This window comes from Streptomyces sp. a15 (genome assembly GCF_059026085.1).
In genome coordinates this window covers 1-19,575 of the sequence record NZ_JBWLKM010000109.1, presented here as the reverse complement: position 1 = coordinate 19,575, position 19,575 = coordinate 1, and the positions used below count along the sequence as shown (strand labels likewise).

At 70.6% G+C, this 19,575-nt stretch carries 13 protein-coding genes and 1 pseudogene; 6 read left to right on the top strand and 8 right to left on the bottom strand.

What is annotated here, in order from left to right; genetic code table 11:
• The 4 genes and pseudogenes from AC5P09_RS46585 to AC5P09_RS46570 form a co-directional block, all read right to left on the bottom strand.
• Nucleotides 1-474, bottom strand: a pseudogene (locus AC5P09_RS46585) (hypothetical protein); the annotation flags it as partial.
• 106 nt (nt 475-580) lie between these two features.
• Nucleotides 581-1,363: a hypothetical protein gene (locus AC5P09_RS46580; RefSeq protein ID WP_493879744.1), complete on the bottom strand. Its 783-nt coding sequence runs from the start codon at nt 1,361-1,363 to the stop codon at nt 581-583.
• A 624-nt stretch (nt 1,364-1,987) separates the two neighbouring features.
• The gene (locus tag AC5P09_RS46575; RefSeq protein ID WP_493879743.1) at nt 1,988-2,410 is read right to left on the bottom strand and encodes a hypothetical protein; all 423 of its coding nucleotides are present in this window, start codon (nt 2,408-2,410) and stop codon (nt 1,988-1,990) included.
• A 199-nt stretch (nt 2,411-2,609) separates the two neighbouring features.
• Nucleotides 2,610-3,185: a DUF6907 domain-containing protein gene (locus tag AC5P09_RS46570; protein ID WP_493879742.1), complete on the bottom strand. Its 576-nt coding sequence runs from the start codon at nt 3,183-3,185 to the stop codon at nt 2,610-2,612.
• Nucleotides 3,186-4,317: 1,132 nt separating this feature from the next.
• On the opposite strand from AC5P09_RS46570, the gene AC5P09_RS46565 reads away from it, so the two are divergent.
• The gene (locus AC5P09_RS46565; protein ID WP_493879741.1) at nt 4,318-5,577 is read left to right on the top strand and encodes a hypothetical protein; all 1,260 of its coding nucleotides are present in this window, start codon (nt 4,318-4,320) and stop codon (nt 5,575-5,577) included.
• 7 nt (nt 5,578-5,584) lie between these two features.
• On the opposite strand, the gene AC5P09_RS46560 is transcribed toward AC5P09_RS46565, so the two are convergent.
• On the bottom strand, nt 5,585-6,760 hold the full coding sequence (locus AC5P09_RS46560; protein WP_493879740.1) for a hypothetical protein: 1,176 nt from the start codon (nt 6,758-6,760) through the stop codon (nt 5,585-5,587).
• Nucleotides 6,761-6,932: 172 nt separating this feature from the next.
• Between AC5P09_RS46560 and AC5P09_RS46555 the strand changes: the two genes are divergently transcribed.
• On the top strand, nt 6,933-8,678 hold the full coding sequence (locus AC5P09_RS46555) for a DEAD/DEAH box helicase (RefSeq protein WP_493879739.1): 1,746 nt from the start codon (nt 6,933-6,935) through the stop codon (nt 8,676-8,678).
• Nucleotides 8,675-10,774, top strand: a complete 2,100-nt coding sequence (locus AC5P09_RS46550; protein ID WP_493879738.1) for a hypothetical protein — start codon at nt 8,675-8,677, stop codon at nt 10,772-10,774. The genes AC5P09_RS46555 and AC5P09_RS46550 overlap by 4 nt, the downstream gene beginning before the upstream one ends.
• Before the next feature lie 429 nt (nt 10,775-11,203).
• Here the strand turns inward: AC5P09_RS46550 and recD2 are convergent, their stop codons facing one another.
• Nucleotides 11,204-13,522, bottom strand: a complete 2,319-nt coding sequence (gene recD2, locus AC5P09_RS46545) for an SF1B family DNA helicase RecD2 (protein WP_493879737.1) — start codon at nt 13,520-13,522, stop codon at nt 11,204-11,206.
• Between the two features lie 424 nt (nt 13,523-13,946).
• Between recD2 and AC5P09_RS46540 the strand changes: the two genes are divergently transcribed.
• From AC5P09_RS46540 to AC5P09_RS46530, 3 genes are all read left to right on the top strand, one after another.
• A complete protein-coding gene (locus tag AC5P09_RS46540; RefSeq protein ID WP_493879736.1) occupies nt 13,947-14,270 on the top strand; it encodes a hypothetical protein in 324 nt (107 codons plus the stop codon).
• A gap of 11 nt (nt 14,271-14,281) precedes the next feature.
• A complete protein-coding gene (locus AC5P09_RS46535) occupies nt 14,282-14,578 on the top strand; it encodes a hypothetical protein (RefSeq protein ID WP_493879735.1) in 297 nt (98 codons plus the stop codon).
• Nucleotides 14,579-14,777: 199 nt separating this feature from the next.
• The gene (locus tag AC5P09_RS46530; protein ID WP_493879734.1) at nt 14,778-17,945 is read left to right on the top strand and encodes a DEAD/DEAH box helicase; all 3,168 of its coding nucleotides are present in this window, start codon (nt 14,778-14,780) and stop codon (nt 17,943-17,945) included.
• A 567-nt stretch (nt 17,946-18,512) separates the two neighbouring features.
• On the opposite strand, the gene AC5P09_RS46525 is transcribed toward AC5P09_RS46530, so the two are convergent.
• A complete protein-coding gene (locus AC5P09_RS46525) occupies nt 18,513-18,884 on the bottom strand; it encodes a PIN domain-containing protein (protein WP_493879733.1) in 372 nt (123 codons plus the stop codon).
• Nucleotides 18,881-19,144: a hypothetical protein gene (locus AC5P09_RS46520; RefSeq protein WP_493879732.1), complete on the bottom strand. Its 264-nt coding sequence runs from the start codon at nt 19,142-19,144 to the stop codon at nt 18,881-18,883. The genes AC5P09_RS46525 and AC5P09_RS46520 overlap by 4 nt, the downstream gene beginning before the upstream one ends.
• Between the last annotated feature and the right edge of the window lie 431 nt (nt 19,145-19,575).

The window sequence follows — 19,575 nt, the reverse complement described above, 5'->3', positions numbered from 1 at the left end:
GGTGTTCGGTGTTCGGTGTTCGGTGTTCGGTGTTCGGTGTTCGGTGTTCGGTGTTCGGTGTTCGGTGTTCGGTGTTCCTAGCCTCTTATTATATCCCACCCCATGGGACAATATGGTCAATTTGCTATTTATTGACCCCAGTTCGCCGCCATAGCTCGCGGCCACCGCCAGATCGAACACCGTGTCCTTGACTTGTTCCCAAGGAAGGACGGGTAGCCCCGCCTGAGCCAACAACTCGGGCACTCCGGCAAGGAAAGGGGATGAACCCGTGCAGGTGGCGAACATCTGCACGCGAACATCGCTGTGGAACAGCGGGAGTACGTCCAGCAGGCGAGTCGCGGACGTCACGTTGTGCACGATGAACAGGACACGACGACAGCCCACGCGTGTGACCCACCGCTCCGCGTCCTCGCCCACCGGTACCCGCAACCGCGCCGTCCCACCTGCCACGCTGGCTCGTACCCCTGACTTCATCGAGTCTGTTCTTCCTGTTGTCCCGCTGGATGTTATCGGGGTACATGCCTTGGACACCCGGAGGCGGGAACGGTCCCTGCGGACTTCCATGGGGGCGAAGCGGTCCCTAGTCGATCCGATCCAACTCGGCCCGAAGACGTTCGGCCTCGGCTTCGGCCTTTCGCAACCTCCGCTCCAAGGCGGACCGCGACGGCGTGGGTGCGGTGCTCGCCGCCTTCCTGGACTGTCGCTGCCGGGGGACAAGCCATCCGACGCGCTCATAGGCCATGATCATCCGAACTTGGGGGCAGGAATAGCAGAGTTGCTCAGGCTCCGGTCGCGGCCAGCCGTCCGCGAGCATCAGCCGGGTGTGCTCCCGATCCCGCTCGGTCTGCAGCTCCGGGTTCGCGCGCCAGGCGTCCTCGAATTCGGCGGACATCTGTTGGACTCGTTCCGGAGCCGCACGACGAGGCCCGGAAGCAGGCACCCAATCGAGACTCGGGGCGATGGCCTCCTCCACGTGACCGCAAGCCAGCGTCACCTCCCAGAACGCGGAGGTGTGCGGCTCGTCATGGCGGAGTACCGACCAAACCCTGGGGTCCGTGTCGTCCGGTGGCTCGACCGGGTCGGCGGGAAACGTCACCTCCCTCCGTTCTCCCCACTCGGCGATGACGCGATACGGCGGCGGTGGCGAGTCGTCGTGATGACAGATCATCTGCCCAGGAGGCAGCGACGAGTGGAGAGCCTTCCACTGCGCCTCGTGCGGTGGGGTGCCGTCTTCGCGGGTGAGGACCTCGGGGATGCAGCCGCAGTCGAGCTGAACGCGCCACCGGAACACGCGGGTCAGATCCGGAATCAGGAAGTCCCAGAGCACCCGCGGGATGTACCCGCGCATTTCGGTGACCTCCACCTCACACTCCCGCAGCACCTCCTGGCGTGACCTGGCCTTGCCGGGAAGCCGTCGCATCGTGGGGGTGCTCGGCGGCGGGCGGTCTTCCAGGAGAAGATGGCGACTATTGGTCGAAGGGGCACCCATGGCATCTCCCGGTTCTTTGCCCGGTGCGGCTGTTCATGGCCTGAGCGGACTGTGAGTTGCAGCCAGGCAGGCTACAGAGCCAGCCGCACTGTTCAGGGGAGTGTCGCGCCGCTTCACTCGCGCGTGTGACCGTTCGCGGGCGTCGAGTCTTCAGGATCCATGGGGCTTTCACCATTGGCACTGCGTCGGCGTCCTCCACCGCCACGTGAGGCGGCGCGGGCCAGGGGGCTCTTGCCATGCTGCGTGCCGCAGTATTCACCTGCGCGACTCGGAGAGCGATTGTCGGCCCCCTCTCATCATGGCCCCAGTCGGGGCTGCCGCACCCTTGGCCGTCGAGCGCCTTGATCGCGAACGTGAAGACATCGAAGGCGGCGGGGTTGCCGTGGCGCGGTCCGGAGGGCCGTCCCGGTCCAGTGCTGCTTGCCAGGTGCGAGCCGGGCGGCCGGGGGCTGTCCACGAACCGCACACCCCCGACCACTGCGGTCTTCGCGGCCGTTCTCACGCGGCCGTTGCCTCGGTCTCCGCGCGGGCCTGTTGCAGCAGCTCCAGCACCTGGTCCATCACACCCTCGGGGTCCTGGGTACGGTCGATCTCGCTGAGGACGATCCCCCAGATTGCCCGCCCGCCCGCCGCTTTCGCCTCGTAGTAGGCGTCGCGGACGCCCTCGAGGATCGGGTCCTCGGTGAAGGTGGCGTGGATGCCGAGGAACTGGCGCACCATGAGCCCGCTGGTCTGCCGCGGGTCGTAGACGATGTAGTGGCCGTCGCTGTCGAGCCGGTGAGTGAAGTACTCATCCGGGCCGAGCGGGGCCTGTTCGATGTGGAGGGGCTGGTCGCCGAGCCCGTCGGGCAGCTGTCCGAAGTTGTTGCACATGCGGTCGCGGAAGGCATCGAAGCCGGCGCGTGTGGTCAACGTCCTCATACCGTCACCTCCGACGGCTTGCTGAGGAGATTGCGCATCGCCGTTTCGACGGCGACCTTCGGGGACCCGCAGACGATGATGAGGACGATCACCTAGTCGGCGAACTTCTCCACGGCCGGGGAACACGAGCCGAGTTCACGCATCTTGGTGCGGAACGCCTCCACCTCGGCGATGGCGCGTTCGATGATGGCCATGGTCTTCACGCCGCCACCTCCGGCAGATTGAGGTACGGGGTGCGGATGTTGACGAGCTGGGCGTGGGCCTCACGCAGGGAGTCGACCCGCTCCTGCAGGTGGCTGATTACCATCTCCAGCGTGTCCGGGTCGAGGTACTCGATGTAGTGGTCGTCGATGACCTCAATGGCTACGAAGGGCAGCCTCTCCGCCGGCCGTCCCGAGAAGGGGTAGGACTCGATCTGCCAGCTGAGGAAGCGGAAGTCCTCCGGGCCGCCCGTGTCGCACAGCGGGCCGAAGAGGGGCAGCTCGCCGACTGTGCCGGGGATGTTGCAGTAGATGTCGTGTGGGTGCTCGGGCTTGCCGCTGTCCGCCTCGTGGCTGACCGTGCAGCCGGGCATGCAGGTCACGGTCACCTTTTCACCGGTGACGGCGCTGGTGAAGGTGAACGTGCGCCGGACAGCGGACGCTCCCACGGCTGGCCCACTGTCGGACGGGGCTGCGACGGACTGGAGCTGGACGGCCTGGCCGGCGCTCCCGAGAGGCTGAGTGGTGTGGTTCTCGGGACCGCCCTTACCGGCGGCCGTTGGTATGTTTTCCATGCTTGGGTTCCTCCGCTGCAGGAGTCGGGCTGGCCTCCCTCCGGTGTTGAACCCACCGGACGGGACCCTTTCCTTGGTGATACGCGCCCTGTCGAACGGGGTCGAGAGTGCTGTCCCGTTCGAGGGGTCCAGGCTCGGAATAGGGAGCTTCTGCGGCAGCTGATGAGTAGCATGCGTCGGTTCGACTGGCGGGGTGACTCCGTCCATGAGTCCGATGATGGCCGCGTCCGCGATGAAGCCGCGCTGCACGATCGACCGTGCCCGGGATGGGCGCGTCGCCTCGCCTCAGTTGCCCTCGCCCCACCTCGGCGGACTGGGCTCTGCCGCCGACGTGGGGCGTTCAGCACGCCGGTCGCGCCATCCCGTTCCGAGAGGCGTGTCATCGCTGACGGGCACGGTGTTCCGGTGCCGGAACAGCACCATTGCGGCTGTCCTGTCGGAGGGGAACAATGGTGTTCCGGGCGCCCGAACGCCCGTGAGTGTGGCCATGTGCGGCCACAGTGCGGCCGGACGCCTTTGGACCGGATAACACAGGGTGTCACGGTGGAACCGTTCCCATGTGCTCTGATCAGGCAGAACAGCACCGGGCGGCACGAGCCGGAACCATCCGTCACGAACCCCCGTGGTCTCGTAATGCGTAGGTCTCGGGTTCGAATCCCGAAGGCGGCTCCGTGATGAACCCCAGGTCAAGCCTTTGACCTGGGGTTTCTTATTTGCGTTGACCTTGGAATTCGGGTAGATCGGACACTTGCGGTCTGTGCATCGCAATGCGTCGGTCGCGGGTTCGCTCCCTGTTGCCAGCGAGCCCGTGACAAGGCCCTGAACAGCGGTTTTGGTGCATTGAGCCCTTCGGTTGGCCATGCAGGCAAATGCTCCGGTGGACAGTCGGTGGACAAGCGTGCGTGACGGCTCGTCAGAGTCGCCTCGCCGCCCCTGGGGGAGGCGAGGGTTTCGGGCGCCTTGGGAAGGGTGGTCGGCGGCGTAGGGCTTGTGCTGTTCCGACAGGCTGAGGGAAACCCGGGCTGCTGAGGGGCGACGTCACTGGTGAGGTTCCCGCCGCAGCGTCGCCCACGGAGGGGACCCCCGTCCGTGGGAGGATCGGCAGGTAGGCCGGAGTGCGGCGGAGGCGAAGGTGTTGGTGGCGGACGAGGCGATGGCACAGCGCCTGCTGGGTTGGCTGGTGCCCGACGGTGACCCGCTCGTCGCGCTCTCGGCGGCCGAGGTCGAACGCTTCTGCTGGTACGAGCTGCCCCGCAAGTGGCACGCGGACACCCCTGAGCAGCAGCGGGCTGTCGCCGTCCTGGCCGACCTGCTGAAGGGAGTCGGCCGCGTTCGGGCCGCCGCGGTGTGCACGAGCGCGACCACCGCCCAGGTGCTGGCGGCCTGGCAGCGCTCCGAGGAGGCGGGCTCCGCGGCTTACCGCAAGGCCGCGGCCGCCTCGCTCACGACCCCGCCGGACGTACCCGAGCTGAGCTGGGGGCAGGTCATGGGCATCCAGGAAGCGCTGGCCCGGGCCAACCTCGAAGGTCGACTGGAGAAGGCGCTGGACGAGGGCGAGCTCGACCCGGACGCGCGTACGTTTCCGGCCGCGCGCCGACGGTTCGTCCAGCACTGGCTCGCCACTGCGCAGCCCGTGTTCGAGGGCCGCGCCCCGCTGGAGGCCGTCCGCCGCGAACGGCGAGAGTTGTGGGCCGCAGCTCCCCCGACTGAGCGCCGAGCTTTGCTCGCTGCCGTCCTGCCTGCCCTGGAGTGGTCGGCCGCGGCACCGGTGGACACGGCTGAGCCGCTGCGGTGGCTGCTGGAGCAGATCGGTGACGGCGTCACCCTGACACAGGCCGGCTACCTGCCGCGGGAACTGGTGGCTGCCGCGTTCGCCCGCTACCCGCACTGGTACCCGATCGGCAAGGGGCCGCGCTCGGAGGCGGACCTGTTCCAGCTGGCCGACCTGCATGAACTCGCTCGCACCCACCGGCTGGTGACCAAGCGCCACCGTACGCTCAAGCTCTCGCCTGCCGGCCGCGCCCAGCTGACGGACCACCGGCTGCGCCAGCACACGGCCGCGCTGGCCTGGCTCGGCACCACCGCGGCTGAACGGCAGGTGGCCGAGTCCGCCCTGGGCGCACTGTGGGCGGAGCCCCGGCGCCGCGAGGACCTGCGCGATGCCGTACATCCGGTGCTTGCGGCGGGCTTCACCCACGGCGACGGCACCGCGATGGAGGCGAAGGACACCGAGCGGTTGCTGTGGAGGTTCTGGCACACCGGTCGCGAACTCGGCTACCTCGACGAGCGGGAACGGTCCATCGACGCCCCGATCTCCTTGTCCGCTACCGGCCGCCCAGCCGCCCTCGCCGCGCTCCGCCTCCTGGCCGAGGGGCCGCGCGACCACGTCTGAGTGCGCCTCAGCGGGCTGCCAGGCCGGCGTCAGTGAACCGCCGCATCAGCGAGGGCTTGCCGCGGTGCTGCTCGCGCAGGTCGTGCAGGCGTCGGGCGAACTCCTCGGGGGTGCCCGCCCGGTCGTGGACCTCGCGGAGATCTTTCAGGAGGGTGACGGCGGCGTCGTAGGGGCCGGGCTGCTTCTGCCCGATCAGGTGGGCGATGTCCTGCCAGGCTTGTTCGGCGTTCTCGGCCAGGCGGTCCAGGTGGCTCTCGTGAGCCCGCTGTTCGGCTCGGCGGGCCTGGGCGCGGGCCTGTTCCTGCTGCCGGGTGTGCTCGCTGCGCACCTCGTGGGCGGCGTCGAGGAGCTCCGCGGCTGAGCGGCGCCGGGTGGCGGTGGGCGGTTCGGCTGCACCGTGGGACGCGGCGCGGTGGCGGGCCAGCAGCGCGGGGCCCGGCTGTGGGGCGGTGCCCAGGGCGGCGTCCAGCAGCAGGGTGTCCTTCTCGCGTGGTGGCAGGGCGCGGATCCAGGCGGCGAGTGCGTCCTTGTCGATTGCCTGGGAAGGGGCGGCACCGCTGGTGCGGGCAGCCGCGGTGAGCAGGTGCGGGTCGATGCGGAGGAAGTCCGCCAAGGCCTGTTGCGGGCCGGTGAGTCGGGCAAGTCCGTCGGGCACGGGCGGTTCGAGGGTGGAGGTGTACTCGTCCTCGGCGTCGTCGATGTTCTCCTCCAGTTCCCAGCGGGTGAGCGCGGAGAGCCAGGCCAGATAGAGGGGGCGCAGGTCGCCGGCGGCGAGTTCGGTGCGCAGGGTGGTGAAGGAGGCGAGGGTGAAGGAGGTCTCGAAGTCCCACTCGCCGCCGTCCTCGGCCTCATAGGAGAAGTCGAGCAGCAGGTGCCCTTTCCTGGTCCAGCAGGTCAAGGCGTCTTCCGCACAGTACGGTTCGGCGCTGCGGGCGGGCAGCAGCGTGGTGGGCAAGCGCAGCATCAGGTGCCGCGAGCCCCAGTTGGCGAAGTACAGGTGGGCGTCGTAGAGCTGCTCCATCAGTTTGCGCTCATCGCCGCGGAAGTTGCCGTAGTGGTACTCGTTGACGAAGTGCGTCGCGCTGATCCGGGCCCGGCTCGACAGGGCCCGCACCTGCTTGAGCTCGTCCTTGGTCAAGGGTCGGTCGATGGCCTGGAACTCGTAGTACTGGTACTCGCTCACGTCCGTGCAGACTACCGACAGGCGCTGCGGCTCGTCTCACGGGACCTGGATGGGATCCCTCGTTCGGGGCCCCTCCACGGTTACGGTCCTGGCGATGCCGTCGGTAGGCTGGTCCGCGGGTGACGGAGCGTGCCCGTTCCCATCCGTTCCACTGCTCCCCGAGCGAGGTCGCTTGAGTACCGTCACCATTCGCCCTCCCACAGCTGACGGCTCGGCTCCGCGGCCCGAAGGGCTGCCTGACGCGTTCGCGGTGCTGTTGGGCCGGCTGGGTGCGGCTCCGGTGGATCCGGTCACCTCGGTGCTGGTGGATGCGGCGGTGGAGGTGTGGCGCAGGCCCGGTTTCGACTCCTTCCTGTCGCTGCCGCAGCTGTCCTTCGCGCCGTTCGGGTACCAGATGCAGACCGCTCAGACGGTGCTGCGGCGGATGCGCGGCCGGGCGATCCTCGCGGACGAGGTGGGGCTGGGTAAGACCATCGAGGCGGGTCTGGTTCTGTCCGAGCTGCGGATGCGCGGGTTGGCGGATCGGACGCTGGTGCTCACCCCGGCCGGGCTGGTGGAGCAGTGGCGCGAGGAACTGGAGCGCAAGTTCGGCCTGCCGACGGTGATCGCCCGGGGCCAGGGCTGGGAGGAGGCGGACGCGGAGCGGCCGGTGGTGCTCGCCTCGATCGCCGCCGCGCGCCGGGAGCCGCTCAAGTCCCGGCTGACCGAGGGGCACTGGGATGTGGTGGTGGCTGACGAGGCGCACCGGTTGCGCAATCCGCGCAGCGCCTCGGGGAAGCTCGCCCGGGCCTTGCGTGCCCGCTATCTGCTGCTGCTCACCGCGACTCCGGTGGAGAACCGGTTGCAGGACCTGTACGAGTTGGTGAGCCTGGTCGCGCCCGGATTGCTGGGTACCCCTGCGCAGTTCCGCCAGCGGCACGTCGGAGCCGGGACGGATCCTTCGGCGCCACGCAACCTGGACCAGCTGCGGGCCCGTACCCGTGAGGTGATGGTCCGGCACCGGCGCAGCGAGGTCGAGGTGCTGCTGCCGCAGCGGCTGGCCGAGACGGTGCTGGTGACGCCCTCGCAGGAGGAGGCGGAGCTGTATGCGGGGATCGCGGCCAGGATCAGGGCGGAGGCCAAGGGCGCGTCCTCGGCCCGGCTGCTGACCCTGCGGGGTCTGACCCGGCTGGCGGGGTCGAGCCCGCAGGCTGCCGCGCCTACCCTGGCCAAGGCGGGCTGGCCGGACCTGGCGGCGCTGGCCCGGGAGATCGAGGGATCCACCAAGGCGGAGCTGTTGCTGGAGCGGCTGCGCCGGCACAACGGACAGGGGGAGAAGGTGTTGGTGTTCACCGCCTTCCGGCAGACCCTGAACGCGCTCGCCGCGCGGCTGGAGCGCGAGGGCGTCCAGGCGGCGGTCTACCACGGCAGCCTCTCGCGCCGGGACAAGGAAGCGGCGGTGGCGGCCTTCCGCGATTCTGCGCCGGTGCTGCTGTCCACCGAGTCCGCCGGAGAGGGCCGCAATCTGCAGTTCTGCCATGTGATGGCCAACGTGGACCTGCCGTGGAACCCCATGCAGATCGAGCAGCGTCTGGGCCGACTGCACCGGGTGGGGCAGGAGCACGACGTGGTGCTGACCAATCTGGTCGCCCGGGGCACCATCGAGCAGCGGATCCTGCACGTCCTCGAATCCAAGATCAATCTGTTTGAGCTGGTCGTCGGCGAGCTCGACATGATCCTGGGACGGGTGGACGAGGACTTCGACTTCGAGGCCTCCGTCTTCGACGCCTTCGCCACCGCGGGGGACGACGCGGAGTTCGAGGAACGCCTGGAGCGGCTGGGCGAGCGGCTGGTGAGTGCCCGCACGGACTACCTGGACAGCCGCGGCGCGGTCGACGCACTGGTCGGCGGCGATGACGAGCGGGAGGCGGGCCGGTGATCCGCAAGGAGGCCGGGCTGGCCTTCTGGCTGGACTGGGTCGAGCACCGCGGCGGGCTGTGGGAGGACGCCGGGGACACCGCCCTGGCACTCCTGCCCACGGCCCTGGCGAGCGAGCTGGAGCTGTCCGAGGAGACCGCGGTCACCGCCGACCCCGATGTCGCCCGCGAAGACGGCGTCCTGCTGCTGGTGACCGGACACCCGGTGGTCGCCAAGGCCGCCGAGAGCGTTCTGGCCGCGGGCGACACCGGCACCCTCACCCTGGCCGCGCCGCGCTCTGTGCCGCCCGATGCCGCCACCTTGCTGTCCAAGGCCCGAGAGCATCTCCCGGTCGACCACGGCCGCCTGGATCCGCGCGCCGACGCCACGCCCGAGCGGGCCCTGCGGCCGGTGCTGCGCGTAGGCGCCCTGGTGGGCTACGAGCTCTCCGCGGAGGACCACTTCCAGGAGCAGGCCGAGGTGTTCGTCGACGTACCCAGCCGCCTGCGGGTGCCGGCGGGGGTCAGCGAGCGCCTCGCCCGCACCGGGCACGACCCCCGTGCCCAGGCCGCGCTGCCGGCCGGGCTCGCCGCCGCCGTGGACTACGCCTCCACCAGCCGGCCGGACCTGTCCGCGGCTCTCGCCGAGGCCCACCGGATGCTGGAGGCCGCCGCCGTGCTGCGCCGTGATGGGCTGGCCGGGCAGATCGGCGACGCGTACGCCAAGGAGCGCGCCCGCGCCGGGGAGTACTACGCCGCCGCCGTGGAATCCTTGGAGCGCCGTGCCGCCACCGCGCCCGAGGACCGTGCGGCGTTGCTGCGCGCCCGTATCGAGAGCACCCGCGAGGAGCGCGCCCGCCGCCTGGCCGAGATCGCCGAAAAATACCGTGCCCGCCACACGCTCACTCCCTACCGGTTGCACCTGCTGAGAGTCCCGGTACTGCGCCTCGCGCTGGACGTCCGCAGGGGCGAGCGGCGCTACCCGCTGGACCTGGACTGGCTGCTGCCCGCCGGAGAGTTCGCCCCACTGCGCTGCCCTGCCTGCGCCCACAGCGGTGCCCAGCTGGTCGCGGCCAAGACCCACCTGGGCTGCGCCCGATGCCTGGCCCCCAAGCGCCCCACCCCGCCTCCGTCCCCCGAGTCCGTACCGCCGCCCCGCGACGGCGCCGTCGCGCACGCTGCCGCATCCGCGGAAGGCGCGGTGGCACCAATGCGTGCGGGCGCCACCGCCGCTGTGGGGCCGTCGGCCGCACGGAACGCCGAGGCCGCAGGCGGAGCCGCGCCGCGGAGCGGGGGTCGAGCGAAGGCCGGGCGCATCGCCGAGGCGTCCGGCACGCGCGCCGCATCCTCCCGCCCCGCCACACCCGGCCATGCCCCGTCCCCGCCGCAGCGCCGATCTGTCGATCCCCAGACCCTCCACAAGCGCGCCTTCACCTTCTGGGAGCACGCCGCAGGCGGCGACCGCCGCAAGCTGGAGCGGCTGTGCGCCCCGGACTCGCCCGCCGCCGCCCTGCTGCGGCTGTACGGCGCGGCCGGGCCGCTCTACGGGATCGGCGTCGCCCCCCAGGAGCGGGTGGAGTCCTGCAGCGCCGTGGTCTTCCCCGCCGAGGGACGACGCGGCTGGGACGGTGCCGGAGGCGAGGTCCGCACCGACCGGGGACGCCATGACTACCTGCTGCGCTGGTCTCTTGGGCCCGACCGGCTGATCGCCGAGGTCCTGCCCCATCAGAGCCCCTACGCGATGAACGCCAGCACCATGATGGCGCGCTACCGCACAGGTGGTACTGAGCCGGGCACCCGCCTCCCGCGCACCGGTGCCGAGCTGGACCCGGTCGCCCGCCTGCTGTGGCAGCGCACCCCCGCCCGGCACGGGGTGCACCTGGCCGCGCGGGCCCTGGCCTCCTGGTGGCGGCTGACCGACCCGCGGGCATTGCGGGAGCGTCACCCGGCAGCGATTCTCGCTGCCGCCGCCGAGCGGTCTGCCTGCTACTGGAGTGGCGTCGGCGGGGGCGGTTACGGCGACGCGGCACGGCTGTGGCAGGTCCCCGAAGCCGACCTGCGCAAGGCCGGCACGCACCTGCAGCGCCTGCTGAAACTGACCCAGGACCAGCCCTGGTAACCGCGCACCGCGCCCCGCCCGAGCGGCCGGGCCGTCCCACCCGGAACGCACTGACGAAGACTGCGGGTGCCGATACATCATCCACCAGGTCACGGCCTTGATCGGCCATCTCTTATGCGCCTGCCGGCCACCCTGTTGTCTTCACCTGCGTAGGCCGCGAACGGCATCATGATCGGTCGTGCTGCTGCGCCTGGCCTTGCCCTTGCCGGAAACCTCACCCGTCCAAGCGGCAGGCCGCAGTGAACGATTGTTCCTCCTGCGCGGCTGCGGTGAGCGAGTTGTGCCGGGCTGCCAGTGGCCAGACTGCAGCAGCAGCGCATGCGCCCCGGGCCCTGCCTGCATGCCTGGGACTCCGGCGTCCGTGAGTCCCCGCTCTTGCTTCAGGCTTTGACGAAGCAGCGGACCATCTCGTCCAGTCCGGTGGCGCCCTCAGCCCCAGGCGAGTTGCCCGGTGGGCGTCTGGCCGCGTGGGGTCGGGACGGCGGGCGTCGCGTCGGTGATGCGGTGGGTCAGGGTTGTGTTGCGGCGCTGTGTGTGGTTGTTGGCGACGGCTCGTTCGACGGCCTCGCTCTGGCCGATGAGCATGATGCCCTGACGGGCGCGGGTGACGGCGGTGTAGAGGAGGTTGCGCTGGAGCAGCATCATTCCGGCTGCGTTGATCATGGGGACGATGACGTACGGGTATTCGCTGCCCTGGGAGCGGTGGACGGTCAGGGCGTAGGCGTGGACCAGTTCGTCGAGGTCGGTGAAGGGATAGGTGGCCGTCTCTCCGTCGGTGAAGGTGACGGTGAGCTGGTGGGCCTCGGTGTCGAGGGCGGTGATGGCGCCGCTGCTGCCGTTGAAGACGCCCACCTCGCCCCGGTGGGGGTTGTTGCGGATCTGCTGGACGCGGTCGCCGCGCCGGAAGGCCGTCCCGCCGTGGTAGTGCTGGGGCTTGTCGGGCGCGGGTGGGTTGAGCCGCTGTTGGAGGCGCAGGTTGAGGTCGGTCATGCCGGCGATGTTCTTCTTGCCCGGGCACAGGACCTGGATGTCCTCCGGGTGGGTATTGAAGTGCGTGGGCATGAGCTCGCAGACCAGGTCCACCACGCGCTGGGCGATGTCTTCGGCGACGGGGACGGGCCGGTTCCAGAACGCCTTGGGGTCGTCGTGCGGGAGTTCGCCGTGCAGGATGCGGTGGGCGTTCGTCACGATCGCGGCGCTGTCGTCGTGCTGGCGGAAGACCTTGGTGAGCCGGGTGCGCGGGATGTCCTCGACATCGAGCAGGTCCCGCAGGACGTGGCCGGGGCCGACGCTCGGCAGCTGGTCGATGTCGCCCACCAAGAGGAGGTGGCAGCCGTCGCGGACGGCGGCGAACAGCTTGCGGGCCAGCGCGAGGTCGAGCATGGATGCCTCGTCGACGACCACTACGTCCGCGGTCTCCAGCACGCCGGCATGGTCGAAGAGGGAGTCGCCGTCGGGTGGACGGATCAGGCGGTGCACGGTCATCGCCGTCTGTCCGCAGGTCTCTTCCAGCCGCTTGGCGGCCTTCCCGGTCGGTGCGGCGAGTGCGACGACGGCGCCGGCTTCGTCGGCGACCTCCACCAGGGTGCGCAGGGTGTGCGTCTTGCCGCAGCCCGGACCGCCCGTCAGGACGGACAGGGGCCGGGTCAGCGCGGTGTGGATCGCCTGGTGCTGCTCGTCGGTCAGCCCGGCCGTCTCCGCCGTGGTGATTGCGGTCAACCGCTCGCTCCACGGGGCGAGTTCGGCCAGCGCGGGCGAGGAGCCGAGCAGGCGCCGTACGTGCCGGGCAAGCTGGGTCTCGTCGCGGTGCCAGCGTGCGAGCTGGGCGATTTCGGTGTCAGCCGCTGCGTCGGTGCCGTCCATCACGGGCAGCGGGGGTGTCTCGGTGACCAGTTCGCCCTGCCCGCGCAGCATCTCCAGAGCGTGGCGCAGGACCGCGTTGTCGAGGATCTCTGCGGTGGCCGGGTCGTCGTCGGACAGCAGATGGCGGGTGCGGGTGAGCAGCACGCGTACGGGTAGGTGGCAGTGGCCCTGGATGCCGGCCTGGTCGAGTTCGTGGAGCATCGCGGCCTGGAGACGTTCGTCGCTGTGCTTGGGTACACCCACGGCGAGCGCGATCCTGTCGGCGTTGTGGAATCCGACACCGTGTACGTCCCGGCACAGCCGGTAGGGGGTGTGGCGCACGATGTCGATCGGATCGTCATCGGTGTCGGCGTAGGCGGTGTAGATCTTCACCGCGAGGCCTGGGGTGATGCCCAGGTTCTGCAGGAACAGCATGATCTCGGCGATGGCCTTCTGCTCCTGCCAGGCAGCCGTGATCCGCCCGAGCCGGACTTCGCCGATGTTGTGCACGTCCAGCAGCCGCTTCGGCTCGGCGTCGATGACCTTCAGCGTCCGCGCGCCGAAGGTGTCCACGATCGCGGAGGCGAGGACCGGTCCGATGCCGCGGATCATCCCGGACGCGAGATAGAGACGAATCGCCCGTTCGTCCGCGGGCACGGTCCGTTCGCACTGGCCGACCGTGAACTGTCTGCCGTGGCGAGGGTGCTGGGTCCACGTGCCGTGCAGGCGCAGGCTCTCCCCCGGCCGCACGCCGAAGAGTGCCTTGCCGAGCGCGGTGACGGTCTCCTCTTCGCCGGTCGTGGCGGTCAGCCGGAGCACTGTGCGCTCGTCGTAGCTGATGTGCAGGAGGTGATCGACGACGCCCTCGACCACATCGTGGGTCTCCAGGGACACTTGATGTGCCACGTGCTCCGTCTCCAAAGATGCGTACAGCGTCGGACCAGGCCGGGTTGTGGTGCAGCAAGGTCAGCATGAACCTCGAGACGGCGATCTGTCGCACGACTCAAGGACTTGGCTCACCGGAACGAGCGACAGGACTGTCCAAGAAGCCCGGGACTGCGTAAGGCGGACGGCCGGTTCGCAGGCGCCGGGTGAGATCGGCACCGGCACGGAGCCAGGCGGCGGGACACCGGCCGCCTCTGGTGAGCGGCAGCTGGCCGTCCTCGCCGAGACGCTCCCCGTGCTCCGTAAAGCCCTGCTCGCCCGGGGCTACCCACTGGCCTGACCCGGACGGATCCGCTCCGGCTCAGCCTCCTGCAGGCCCTGATCGACGGCGCCCCCTGAATAGATGGCTGTGGGCGTTCGGGCCGAGGCTGGGCATACTGGGCGCATGGAGACACGGGTGCGGTATGCGGAGATCCGGCCGTACACGGTTCCGGAGACCCTGGATGAGCTGGCCGGTCCGACGGACGGGGTCGTGGTTTTGCCGACCGCGTTGGACTGGACACCGAAGAGTGCCTACGACCTGTCGGACGACGTTGACCTGCGGATGCTCTATGAGACGGTCATCCGCGAGGCCATGCATGTGGAGGAGCTGCGGCAGTTCCTCGACCCCGTGCTTCTCTCAGCCGTGTGGCAGAGGCTGTGGCTTCCGCCGCGGGTGCGGCTGATGTGGGAGGGGCGCTTCCCGGAGCTGGCCCGCAGGGCTGCGTAGTATTCGTCGGCATGGATCCGTTTCACTCCCGGCTCGCCCGTATCGGTCTTGGAGCCGCCGCGAGTTACGGCTTTGTCCTGGCCGGCGGGTATGCGGTGCAGGTGCACGGGTTCCTGGAGCGGCTCTCGGACGAGCGAGCCGAGCTGCATCGCGTCGTCGGCCGGCGCGGTGATCTGCTGCGTGGAGGTGCCGACGCCCTTGGCCGCCTGCGCGGTCGTGTACGCGTGATCGGCCGCGTCGGCGACCGCCTTGGCGGCCTCGGCCTTGGCTGCGTCGGCCCTGGACCTCGCGACCTACGACAACCATGACGTGGGCTCGGCGGATACTGGTCAGGGTGCCGTGCTGTTGTGGCCGCTCGACAACGCGCCATCCGTAGGCGTCGCGCGGCGAGAGCGTGACTCCCTTGGCCGGTTGAGCACAAGCCTCGCTCATAGTGGTGGAACCCGTAGTGGTGGAAGACGGATGAACCGCCTGCGGGTGTAGATCACGACATGCCACAGTCGCGGTATGCGCAGCGCGGACGGAGTGATGGACGGGGGCGTCCCGGCACAGTCGGGGGCGGGCGCGGAGGGGTCCGTCGCCGGGGTGGTGTGGCGGCGGTGGGGTGTCGCCCTGGGCGGGGTGCTCCCGGCGCGGTTCGTCGAGCCCGGCTGGGCCTACGAGGAACGGGTGGGGCGTCGTTGTCCCGTCTGTGAGGGGGAGTTGCATGCGCTCCGCAGGCCGTACGAGTCGCAGGGGCGGGTGTACCGGTACGCCGCTCTCGTCTGCCCTGTCTGCCCCACCGCGTTCAGCCTCGCGGACCTGGGAGTGAAGGCGTACGACCAGCTCACGGCGGCACCTTCGGGGTCCGCGCCTGTGCCGCCCGGGCCCTGCCCGAGTGGTCTCGGGGTCGCCGTGACCGCGATCCGTGTTCCCGGGCAGTTCCCTGGGGCGGTGCGCGGGGGACACGGTCCGGCGTGGCCGGAGGACCTGGCTGTGCCGGAGCAGGCCGAGAAGCGGGCCCTGTTGTGGTGCAAGGTGACCGATCCGGACTGGTGCCCCACCGAGGAGGCGGTCGCGGCGGCCGAGGACGTGCGCGTGATCCTGCCGGAGGGCCCCGGCTACGACGTGCTGCGGGGCCTGCTCGCCGGGCGCGGCGTCCCGTACCGGGTCGGCCGCTACTGGGAAGAGGCCGAACAGGTCGGCACGGTCAATGAGTTGGGCGGCCGTACGGATCTGGTCGTGGTCGGTCCGCGTGGCGCTGTCCCGGCCGCGGGTCCCTGGGCGGTGGCGGCCCGGGACGCCTTCGCAGCGCAGTGGGACGCGTTGGAGGAGTTGCCGGAGGACGACGGGGCAACCTACGTACCGGTGGAGAAGCTGGTGCCCGCCGAGTGGGCCGCGCTGCTGCCGCATCCGGCGTTCAACCCGGCCCAGGCGGCTGCCGTTCCCGTCGTACAGGAGGGCACCGGGCACCTGGTCGTGGTGGCGCCCACCGGCGCGGGCAAGACCCCGATCGGCATGGTGGCGGCGCTGGACGCGCATGCCCGGGGCAAGAAGGCCGCCTGGCTGGTGCCGCAGCGCTCGCTCACCGACGAACTCGACCGGGAGCTTCAGCTGTGGCGGCGCCGGGGCCTGCGCGTGGTGCGGCTGACCGGTGAGGCCGCCGTGGACACCGAGCTGATCCGGGCGGCCGATGTGTGGGTGGCGACCACGGAGAAGTTCGAGGCGATCTGCCGCGCGGGATCGCTGCGCGACGCGCTCGCCGAGGTCGGCTGCCTGGTCGTCGACGAGATCCACCTGCTCGGTGATCCGGCGCGTGGGGCTGTCCTGGAAGCGCTGCTCGCGCGGGTACGGGAGGACGGTACGGGCGCGCGGATCGTCGGGCTGTCGGCGACGGTCGCCAACGCGGACGAGGTCGCCGAGTGGCTGGGTGCCCGTCTGGTCCGCACCGCCTGGCGGCCGACTCGGCTGACCTGGCAGTTGCCCGTCCTGCCGTCGGTGGACGAGGCGGACTGGGCGGCGCGGGCCGCCGTCCGCACCAAGGCCGCCGTACGGATCGCCCGCGGGGTCGGTGCGGACGGCGGCAGTGTGCTGGTCTTCTGCGGCAGCAAGCGCCGGGTGCGGGCGACCGCGCTGGCGCTGGCCGCCGACCGGGGTGTGCCGACCGCGGGTGTGGACGCGGACGACGCCGAAGTCGTCCAGCGGCTGTGCACCAGGGCCGGGGTGCGGCTGCACTACCGGGACTGGCCCTACAAGCGGGAGGCCGAGCAGGCCTTCCGTACCCGTGAGGCGGACATCCTGGTCGCCACCTCCACCGTCGCCGCGGGCGTCAACCTCCCCGCCCGGGCCGTGATCGTCGCCGACACCACCATCGGCCTGGACCGCGTCGAGGTGTCCATGGTCCAGCAGATGTTCGGGCGGGCCGGCCGGATCGGTGCCGGGGAGCGGGAGGGCTGGGCGTTCCTGCTCGCAGACCCGGCGGAACGGGCGCACTGGCAGGCCCGGCTCGCCGCCGGATACACGGTGCGGTCCCGGCTGGGCGACCACCTGCCCGACCACCTCCTGGCCGAGGCCGTCCAGGAACGGGTGTGCGGCGTCGAGGAGGCGCAGCGGTGGTGGGCGGGGACGTTGGCCGCGCACCAGGGAAGCGCCGGCGTCGAACCCCTGCGCGAGGCGGAGAGGTTCCTCACGACGGCGGGCTGTCTGCGCACCGTCGCCGACGGGGACCATTGGGAGGCGAGCCCGCTGGGCAGGCTGACCAGCCGCTTCATGGTGGACGCCGCCCTCGCCGACGAACTGGCCACCGCGGTGCGGGAGGCCCCCGTGCCCGAGGACGCCTTCACCGCCGAGCGGTTGCTGGCGGCCCTTCTCAGCACCCGCCTCCCGGTGCTGGAACAGGCACCGTTCACCGACCGGGCCCGTACTGCGCTGCGCCGCGTACTGCGCGAGGCGGAGCAGCAGCACGAGGAGCCGGAGGAGCGCGGCGAGCCGGCGGAGGACGAGCCGAAGGCGGTGGCCGGCGACCTCGCCCGCGCGGTCCTCCACCTCGTCGCCGACCGACCGCGCCTCTTCCGTGGTCGGCCCGGCTACGTCCTCGGCATCCCCGTCGACTCGATGACCGGCATCCTGGACGAGGCCCAGCGCTACCTGGCCTGGCTCGGCGCGCAGGGCCCCCTCGGCACTGTGCACCCCTGGGCGGCCGTCGTCGCCGGTGACCTGGCCCAGCGCATCCGGTGGCGGACACTGGGGCCCGGCCGAGGGGCGGGACGGCTGCTGTGGATGTGCGAGCGGATGGCCACCGCCCCGCTCGCAGCCGATCTCGTGCCCCGGATGTGGCGCGCGGCCCGCGCCCGCGGCGTCGAAGCCCCCGACTGGAACGGTACGACACCGCCGAACGACTGCGCCCTGCCCCCGGACCGTTACCGCGAACTGCTCGTGGAGCGCGCCACCGGGGTTCGTCTCGCCCTCCAGGGCGACGCGGTCCGGGTGGCGGCGCCGCCCGGCTCGGTGATCCGGCTGTGGAACGGCGCGACCACCACGCTGCACTGCGGCGACGGGGAGGGGACCACCACCCTGCTCCTGCCGCCGCACGATCCGTCCGATCCGTCGGCCGGGCGCAGCGGGGCGGTCGTCTTCACACGCGGGGATCGGGTCGGGACGGGGTGGCTGGAGGTGTATACGGCGATGCGGTCCTGACCGCGGTGGACCGGTCGGCCTCGGAGACGGGGGCGGGGACATGACCGCTCGACGCGGTCGTCACGCGGCCTCTGCCTCGGTGTGGTCGCTCCACGGACCGGGAGCGACTTGTCCAGGGCGGCCAGGCGCTCGATCTGCTTGCTCCCGGTGAACTGCACGCGACCCCGGCGTACCAGATCGGAAGCGAGGGCCTCACCGAACTGCCGGGACTTGATCAGTGAGGTGTTCGGGTCGGTGAAGACGTTGGTCTCGGCACCCGAGCCGTAGGCGACAAGCAGCGGCAGATGGTCGTACAGGAAACCGAAGTTGCGTGATGTGCGGACGAGTTCGGCGAGTCTGGGGTCCGGCGTCTGTGCCGCGCCACCTGCGCTCATCAGATGGGTACCGCTCTTCCTGGCTGCTGTACGACATGGGGTGCACGGGGCTGTTGGAGTGCAGTGAACGGATCATCGAGCCTAGCGCTGGGGGGTGTTCGGGCGCCAGGATTTTCGCCGTCGCCGGTTGACGGAACACCTGACGCGGGCTGGAGGCGGCGACATCGAGTCGGGCGTACCGTGGTGGGCCGTCTCACGGCTTGCCGATGTCCACCGTCCATACCCCCGTGCCGTCGTACGCCTCCGGGGTCGCGGTCAGTACCTGAGCTTCGCCCTGGCCGGCCGCCGAGGCGTAGACCGCGTGCGCGTGCCGCCAGTCGACGCCCGCGACGGTCGCCTGTTCCACGGCGGCCGCACCCGCGAAGTCGAGAGGCAGGAACTCCAGGCCGGGAAGCGCCCCCGTGTGCGCCGCCGCACCAGGAAGCTCCATGCTTGCCGCGAACAGGCACAACGCGGGGACGTGCGCGCGTTGAAGCGGATCGTCGACCTCGACCACGGCCAGTCCGGACAGCAGGCGGTGGCCCCTGCACAGGGCGACCACCGCCGTGTGATCCAGGATGATCACCGGTGCTCCCCCAGGCGACCCGCGGCGATTTCCGTTCGCCAGGCCTGAGCCTCGCGTACGTCCCCATCGGTCAGATCCGGCCGCAGGTTCGCGCGGACGTACGCGATCGCTCGTGCCGTCCGCTCGGCCCGCTCGCCTTCGGTGGGAGTTGCCGCGACCACGCGTTCCACGTACGCGCGAGTACTGAGTCCGCGCTCTTCGGCCAGCGTGCGAAGGCGATCTCTTATAGCTTCGTCGATCTTGATCGTGGTGTCGGCCATAGCGGAAGAATACCAATGAATACCCTGGTTGGTGTCCGCGCTCGAAGAGTGGCCTCGCGCCTGCCCCGGACACGACCACGGCCGCCGACCTCCTTCGGGTGGATCGCGGGCCCGGCCGTGTGTCCCCCGCGCGGCGCGCGCAAAGTAGCACAGGTGCCGTGGGCCGGAGACCGGGTTACCCGCACCGGTAAGAGTGCGGCAGACTGGTGCGGATCCCGGCTGTCCGTCCGGGGTGAACACGTGTCCAGCCGCAGCAGGGAAGCCGCCAGATCCGTGAGTGACGAGCCCGACGCCCCGGTCCTCGATGTTCCGGTCCCCGACGCCCCGGAGCCCGTCGACGAGGGCGCGTTCGGTATCGACGCGTTCTCCCTCGACGACCGGCTGCGGCTGTTCCACTTCGCCGCCGCCGAGAAGCGCCACGAATACCTGTG